The sequence below is a fragment of the Aminobacter sp. P4_D5 genome, assembly GCF_056401815.1.
The window spans coordinates 1-555 of the sequence record NZ_JBFUIP010001221.1 but is presented as its reverse complement, the minus strand read 5'-3'; the positions used below and the strand labels follow the sequence as shown (position 1 = coordinate 555).

Annotated in this window: 1 protein-coding gene; it reads right to left on the bottom strand. The window is 69.9% G+C overall.

Going from position 1 to position 555, the window contains the following annotated elements; all coding sequences use genetic code 11:
- Positions 1-8: 8 nt before the first annotated feature.
- A partial coding sequence (locus AC1DWF_RS37605; RefSeq protein WP_476843503.1) for an MlrC C-terminal domain-containing protein occupies positions 9-555 on the bottom strand: 547 nt, incomplete at its 5' end.

Below are 555 nucleotides of genomic sequence, written 5' to 3'. Positions count from 1 at the left end.
GTCGCGGATCATCCCTTGCGCCAGGCCTCGGGCACGTGGCGGAAGGGCAGCGCCAGCAGGTCGAGCGCCGCCGGCCCCGGCGTGTCGCATTCGACGATGGCGCTGCAACGGCTCGCGAAGGCCGCACGGAAGTGGTTTTTCGCTTTATTGGCCAGCAGCCTGACCTGTGTGAGGTCGATGCCATGGAGCTCGAAGAAAGCGGGATCCACCGCCGCTTCCTTCCGGCTCGTCACCACCACCCGAAGTTTTCCGGACCGCAGCAGCGCGGTGGCGCCCAGGTCCACCGGCGCGCCATGCTCCATGGGCCCGGTGTTGAGGAAGCGCCCATTGGTCAGCGCCTCTACCGTGCCGGAGAAGGGCACGGGCGGGCCGAAATCGGCCGTTGTCCGCCCCGCGAGCGGCCGCGAGAAGGCGCCGCCGACCCCCGCCTGCTGCGCCACCGCCACTGCCTCGGCATCGTGCAGGAAGCAGTAGACGCATTCGACCTCGAGCCTTGCGTCCACCAGCACCCGCAGCAATCCGGGCGTGTCCGCGGCTCCGCCGGAGAGCGGGTTG